The sequence below is a fragment of the Thalassospira sp. MCCC 1A01428 genome (assembly GCF_002115825.1).
Taxonomy (GTDB): Bacteria; Pseudomonadota; Alphaproteobacteria; order Rhodospirillales; family Thalassospiraceae; genus Thalassospira.
Map to the genome: position 1 here is coordinate 1 of NZ_JFJZ01000090.1, position 7,071 is coordinate 7,071.

General features: G+C 56.0%; 4 protein-coding genes and 1 pseudogene. 1 reads left to right on the plus strand and 4 read right to left on the minus strand.

Going from position 1 to position 7,071, the window contains the following annotated elements:
* Positions 1-186: pseudogene (locus tag THS27_RS25445) on the minus strand (hypothetical protein); the annotation flags it as partial.
* Positions 187-564: 378 nt separating this feature from the next.
* Positions 565-1,533, minus strand: coding sequence for a hypothetical protein (locus tag THS27_RS25450; RefSeq protein WP_210403017.1), 969 nt, complete (start codon positions 1,531-1,533; stop codon positions 565-567).
* 249 nt (positions 1,534-1,782) lie between these two features.
* Between THS27_RS25450 and THS27_RS25455 the strand changes: the two genes are divergently transcribed.
* Complete coding sequence (locus THS27_RS25455; protein WP_085595709.1) at positions 1,783-2,670, plus strand: LysR family transcriptional regulator; 888 nt, start codon at positions 1,783-1,785, stop codon at positions 2,668-2,670.
* 658 nt (positions 2,671-3,328) lie between these two features.
* On the opposite strand, the gene THS27_RS25460 is transcribed toward THS27_RS25455, so the two are convergent.
* Together THS27_RS25460 and THS27_RS25465 are read right to left on the minus strand one after the other, a co-directional pair.
* Positions 3,329-5,152 (minus strand): UvrD-helicase domain-containing protein, encoded by a 1,824-nt coding sequence (locus THS27_RS25460; protein ID WP_085595711.1) that lies wholly within the window; start codon positions 5,150-5,152, stop codon positions 3,329-3,331.
* A gap of 8 nt (positions 5,153-5,160) precedes the next feature.
* Entirely contained in the window at positions 5,161-6,963 is a 1,803-nt protein-coding gene (locus THS27_RS25465) for an ATP-dependent endonuclease (RefSeq protein ID WP_085595715.1), read from the minus strand.
* Positions 6,964-7,071: the final 108 nt, after the last annotated feature.

Genomic DNA, 7,071 nt, shown 5'->3' on the forward strand with positions numbered 1-7,071 from the left:
CGGCACCGAATTGGTGGTCGCCGCAAACGAAAAATCCGACGTCGGCGTCAACGACATGCTGCCATGACGCTCGGCCAGAACCGCACGCGGCTTGCTATAAAACAACGGCAATGCACCAGCAGCAGGCGCTGCCGCAGTTGTTGCACTTTTGGTTGCCGCGCCGTTCGTTTTGCTTTCCTTAGCCAAAATATCCTCACATCTTCCTAACGCCAGCCGAAAACGGCTGCTCAAAAATGGTCCGCAGTTCCTTCCCGTCTCTCTCGACCCGCATCGAAAGCCCCGATCGACAATCATATGTGCGCAGCAAACCTGCCGCAAACCCTCCAACCGCCGCCCCTGACAGAACGCAACCGGGAAACGAACCTCCCTATACCTATCCTCAATACACGCCCGGTCCTTGCCGTTGCAACAGCTATCACTGAACGGAACGTCCCATTTTGCTGAATGTGATTTGATCTGGCACTGACAGGTGGGGGAGCCTGAACCTCAATGCACAAAACCACCAAACCTGGAAAGCATTAAGAGTGATCGTATTGTTCCAGCACGAACAAAGCCGGTTTTTCATTATGGTGCATTGGCGGGAACAGCACGGTATATCGCGACCTGATTTGATTTAATCGTCTCATTCATCGAATAGGTCGAGCCGGCATCGATGACAATTTTCCAGCTTTTATCCGCCTTCTTTGCCTTTGCATTGAAAGCAGAATCAGGAACTGATTTGAAGTCACTGTAACGATAGAGGTTATATGACGTTCCGGGTTTCAAACCGGACACTTTGACCGTTAGGGTGATGTCGCTGGATGCCGGGCGAATATTTGAACCTTCTTTCATCGCCGGTTTTTCATCATTAACATTGGTTGTGAGGCGAACCGGCAGCGTCTGACCATCTTTGTCGATAATACCGGTTACGGCGATACCATAATTTCCAACTGTCCTCGGCAACGCATAAACCGCTCCCGAAGGAGAATTGGCTTCGGTTCGATTGGCTTGAAATGCCTTGAATGAGTAACTGTACATAAACGCAGGCGCGCCATTGCCTGCCCACAAGCCATTATCACTGAAGGTCAATACATCATCGTCATAATAGATCGATGGCTTTTGCAATGAGTGACGGGATGTAACCCCGCGAACAGGAACGATGTGATCGTACTCTTCATCGCCCGCATCAAGGTCATCCGTTCCATAAAAGAGATGGCGGTTCATATAAACGCCGATAATCACCGGGTGACCAGATACAATGTTATCCTTTACCCACTTGAGAAAAGCTTTCGTACTGGAACTTTCGTCACCTTCCCATGCACTTGTCTTTAGATGCATCTGCGCAGCCGCGTAGGTGTCATTCACACCAAGCAGAAACTGGCTTTCTTCAGTTGACTGGTCTGCTCCCTTGCTTGCAATAGCACGTGCGTCAAACTGGGATACATATTGCCCATAATAAAGGCCCGCGCTGATAAGGGCGACTTCCCCACAATAACCGTAATTTGCTCTCCACTGCAGCCTTGCCGGCATCTCAAGTGCTTTACCCATCGACATGCTATCGCCCACCTCCGGCGAACTGCCTGGGCCTGCATATGCCAGTGGTGGATGCAGGCTTAGTGACAAGACGCTAAAAACCACCATATGGCTCAAGTTCAAATGAACCAGCCGGATACTTTTCACAAGACTCCCGTAGACATTCATCTTTCACCTCAACGACTTTTATCCCTGAAATGTAAGGCAGCAATTTTAAGAAACGAAATTTATTTTATTGTCACTTAAGATCAAAAAATTTTATCTTCGTGCATGTTCAAATATGCTCAAAGCTTCTGCGTACTCGTAGAAGAACTCCATTTCAGCCGGGCTGCAGCCCGGCTCCATCTCACTCAGCCAGCGCTCTCTCATCAGATTAAAAAACTGGAGGAAGAGGTCGGTTTCCCGTTGCTGCTGCGGTCCCCGCATAAAGTCGTCGTAACTGATGCGGGCAAGATCTTGGCCCGTGAACTGGCTGCGGCGTTAACCCTGGTCGACCGGGCTGTCGAACAAGCACGGGACGTTGCACGTGGCGATGCCGGTATGCTGGCCATTGGGTATTGCGAACTGCCGCAAGCTGGTCACATGACAGCGATCATCCGCCGATATCGCGAATTATTTCCTGGTGTGGACATTACGCTCCACAATATGCCAACTATCGACCAGATCGACGCTCTGCAAAAAGGGGCAATCGATATCGCGTTCTTACATCCACCGATTCATCAAACCAATCTGTCGCTGCAATTCGCAGGTGAAGAAAGAATCGGCGCGGCCATGAGGGCTGATCATCCACTGGCAAACAAACAGGGACTGCAGCTTTCAGACCTGTCCCAAGAGCGCCTCATCGTTTCCGCAGAAGAAATCGGCCCAGTCCTCTATCACTCGATAGTTTCCGCATGCAGCAAATGTGGATTTCAACCTATTTTACGTGAGGAACGGTTTCGTTGGCACGCCATGCTCGATCAGGCCGCAGTGGGGCTTGGGGTGGCGCTCGTGCCAGAAACACTTTGCAGTAGCAGCAATGACCTGGTTGTTTTTCGGCCTGTTCAAGACCTGAACATCATGCTGCAAACCGCAATTGCGACAACCGGCTCACCCGTTAAGCCCGTGGTATCCAGCTTCATGGCAACAGCAGCTGCGTTTGTAAAATCCAACTCCTGACGGCTCTGCTCCATATTTAGCCGGATGGTTCTTCGTGATGTAGATGAGGAGAGATCCGCAATCTGCGCGCGGCTTTGCCGTGCTCGACCTTCGGCTTAAAATCGCTCCACTGGAGCGATTTCTTTACAGCCTCAGCCTTCAAGTTATGAGCACAGTTTCATAGCGCAGGAAGATCATCAGTTCAAAGCAGACACCTGAATAAACAAAAATCCCCGCCATCAAAAGATGGCAGGGCTTTTTATTGGTTGCGGGGGCCAGATTAGTCTCCGCCCTATGGGCTCCGCCAGCTCCGGCCAGTGGCCTTCGCAAGGAACTGTGGCAAACAGGCTCATGGCCTGTTTGCGCAGTCAAGCTCTGCTCCCCCGGCGACAAAAAGCAAAAGGGACCCGCTTTAAGGCGGATCCCTTTTACTTTTGGTTGCGGGGGCGCGCAACTACCGATACCGACATTCGCTGGAGGTAGCAATTTAGCAGCGCTTCAAAGACAGATCCATCGCGCCTTCCGACATATAGACGCCACGGGTGACAACATGGAGCGCGTCGACAAGCGGCGCAACACTCTTGCCGACAATGACCGTCGTACTTGATGCCATAGGCGGTAAAACGCGCATCTAACACCGCTCATCTTCTTGGGCGCACACAGCCTCCGCAACCTAGCTCTACTCGACGGGGATAAGCAGGACGCAAACGTCGTCGTTAGGTGACATGATAGTCGTACGGGTCTTCGCGCGGGTCACGCTGACGCGGAGGTTCTGGCGGGCTTGTATCATCGCACCTGAGTTCACATTGCCGCTGACGATACGATCAGGGTTGCCCACAATCTCCCCCTTCACTCGCTTAGGCCAGCCTTCGAAGATGATGACTTCATCGAACTGTTTCCCTTTGGCCTTGTGCATGTTCATCACGACCACACCCGCCTCGGGCTTGTGGGCGGTCGAGAAGTGCTCCTGAACAAATGCCTGGCGGGTGATAGCGAGCGCGTTCTTGTATCCACCGGTATCGCGCCAATCCTGCGACAGGCTTTGCCTAAGCTGAGCTCCTCGCTCAAGAAGCCGGACGTTGCGGGCCTCCTTCGCGACCTTGGCGAGCCGAGTGCAGGCCCCGGCCTCAAGCACCGCTCGAACGGCGGTCCAGTCGCCGTCGGGCTGTCCAGTCAGCGCAACAGCCGTTGCAGCCCCGTGGACCGCGAACGTGGCTTGCAAGATGCTGTTCGCCGGAACTGCCTTTCCTTTCGCAAGGCAATCATTCCACTTGCCCAGCGCCGAGCGAAACCGCGCCGCTTCCGTAAGATCGCCCTTCGCCGGCGCCTGCCCCCCTCGGCCGCTGAAATAGCTGCAAAGCACATCGACGAATTCGTCAAAGCAGCCGGCGTGACTTCGCTGCTGAAGAAGGAAGGCAATCACCTCCGCCGCCAGGATCGGGCCTTCCATGTCGACGGCGGCCGTGTGCGCGATCGGAGGCACGTTCCCGAAGGGCTCGCGCAGATTGTCGGAGACCAGCCGTGTCATACGCTTAGTCGGCACCAGAATCGCAAGCGACCAGTCCCGGCGGCCCGCCGCGATTAGCCGCTTACGCGCTTTCAGAATCTGAGCGACAAGCGAGGCGAAAGCCTGATTGGGATTCGAGGCAAACCCCTCGTAATCGATGCCCTGATACGCTTCTTCCCGAAATTTGCCGGTAAGCAGGTGGTTGCCGAACAAGGCAATGTCCGTCCCCTTGCTGCGATGGTTGTCCCCGGCCAAATCGTGCTCGGAAGGCTTGAAAGCCTCCCTGAAGTGGTCAAGACGCTCCGGGTCCGCGCCGATGAAATCAAAGATGCGTTGTTCAGGGTCGGCCAGCGCGATCAGCGTGCTGCTCTTCCCGATTGCCTCGACCGCGCGCCACTGCTGGGCGCTGGTATCCTGAAACTCGTCGAGGATGATGAAAGGGTACATGGTCGATACGAGATCGCGGACCTTGGCGGAGCCGTGCAACAGGATGGCCACGCGCTCCGCGAACAGGTCGAAGCAGATTTTGCCTTCCTCGGTCGCCAGTCGCATCCGCTCGGCAATCTCCAGCGCGGCCTTCTGCGCCTTCTCCTCGTCCGAGAGCTTGGATGGCACCTTGAACGCGCTGCGGATCGTTGAAAGCGCGATCGCCTCGTTCGGTGGCGTAAGAATTGCCATCCGGCGCGGAAACCCGACCAGATAGCCGTGGGCCTTGAGAATGCGCCAGAAGAAGGAATGATAGGTATCGACCTCGATCCGCTTCTTCTCCTCCTTCGTGACGGACTGCTCTTCGTCGATCGCCTCAAAGACGCGCGAGACCGTCGCACGCGCGAAACTCAGGAACAGGACGCGCTGCCCCGGCCTGAGTTTCTCTCGGGCGATCTTCGCCGCCTTCAAAATGGAAACGGTGGTCTTGCCGGAGCCAGGGCCGCCCACGACGAGCTGGTGCCCATCGACGGTTAGGACATTCTTCTGCGCGGGTGTCAGATCGACCATCCATCCCCCTATTCGACAGGCTCGACAGCTTCGTCTTGGTCAATTCCTTGCGGCGCGGGCGGCGGGTCGCAGAGTGTCTTGAGGGCCACGCAGGCGTCGCGAATCCACGACGGCATCTCCGCCTCTGAGCATTGACCGAGGAAGTCCGCGATGCCCCAATTACCCTTCGCCCACCCGAAATACTCCTTCAGTGCGGCGATCAGGTCGGCCTTCGGATCCGGGTATTTCACTGACAGGTGCGGTGGCCAGTCGAGTGCATCGGAAAAGCGCTCAAGTGCGGCCTGGGTTGTGTTCTTGAGGATCAGATCCTCGATGCCCTTTTCCTCATGCATGAACAGGCGCTCGACCTGGGCTTCGATAGTGGCCTTCGCGGGGTCGGTCTGCTTGTCGCACAGTGCGAATGTCCGCTTGCCGAGGCCCTTATAAAGCCCAGCGAGATCGGCGATCTGCGATTCGGTGCCCGCATCGATGATGCAAATTCCGAGCGCTTCGAGTGAGGTATAGACGCCGGGGTTCAGTTCAGAGAGCCGCCGGGCCGCGACCGGAAATGCACTTGCCTCGGTCGCGCCCTCAGCGATGAGGACACGCCGAGACAGCAAACCCTCGCAAAAGCGCGTCCGAAACTCCTGGCGATAGCGCTTATGCTTCACGCTGTCGGGCAGCGCGATCTGCGACTGTTTAAGCACCCCGTCATTCGTCCGCGACAGGATCACCGTCTCGTCGAGCTTGAATTCCTCAAGGACATACGGCGAGTGCGAGGTGACGATCGATTGGGCGGCCAGCTTGCGCAGTTCGTGAACGATCCGCTTCTGGGCATAGGGCGGGATCGCCGTCTCGACCTCCTCCATGGCGAAGATCACGTTCTGCTTGTCCTCGGCAATCTGCGACAGCATCGCCAGCACCAGCATGTTGATCGTGCCAGTGCCCTGCCGGAAAAAGGGCGCGGCATGGGCACCATCGCCGGTGGCAATGAAAGCCGTTACGACCTTGCGCAGATGTTCGCGCGTGAGGTTCGAGACCTTAAGATGCGGCTTCACGCCCCATTCTCGCGGTACATACTTCTTCAGCGACTTGTCGATGCTGTCGAGCACGCCCGAGATGCCGATCGCGGGGTCGCTTGCCACATCGAACGCCGCCAGTGTGCCGATTGTGCCTTCCCACATTTGCGGCCGGATTTCCTTCAGTCGCAGTATAATATCAAGAAGGCTCCCATGCTCCAGGCTGAGCGCACGCGAGCCGGTTCGCAGCGAGCGCAGGAAGAGGAAGCCGCAATGCTGCTTGTCCTTCTTGGAGAAGGGCGTAGGCGCCTCCTCTTCCGTCAGGCTGCGTGCGTAATAGGTGTTGCCGACGAAATCGTCCTCATCGGCGTCGTATGCCCCAATGAAGGTGACGCGCAGCGCCGCCTTGATGTGCGCGGCATCCACGCCTGCGGGGTTTGCTTCCGTGAAGAAATCCCCGGTCGCTATGTTGAGCCACTCGATATTGCCGCCAAACCGAGCTTCCTGCTCCTGCGACAGCCCGATGATCGTGACCTCGACGGTGATTTGCGGGGCGGGCTGCGCCTCTGCAGTTGCTGCACCATCCTCAACCGGAGCCGGAGCCAAGGGCAGATATTTGCCCTCATAGAAATCGTGTTCGTCGACAGGAGGCCGGCGGCTCAGCCGATCTGGCCCAAGCGCAAGATCTATGGCTTCAAGAACGGAAGACTTGCCGGTGTTGTTGTCGCCGATGAGTACGGCGTGATCGGGCAGAACCAGCTTGGTTGAGCTGATGCCTCGAAAATTCTCAATAGATACCGAGTAAATCTTCACAGCCGCCCCCCTTACGCCATACATTTTATGTTGTAATTTCTTCACACTACACTTGTTTTACCGAAACGTCATCCGCCGTATCAGAAGTGTAAACGTCCTCTCACGGCT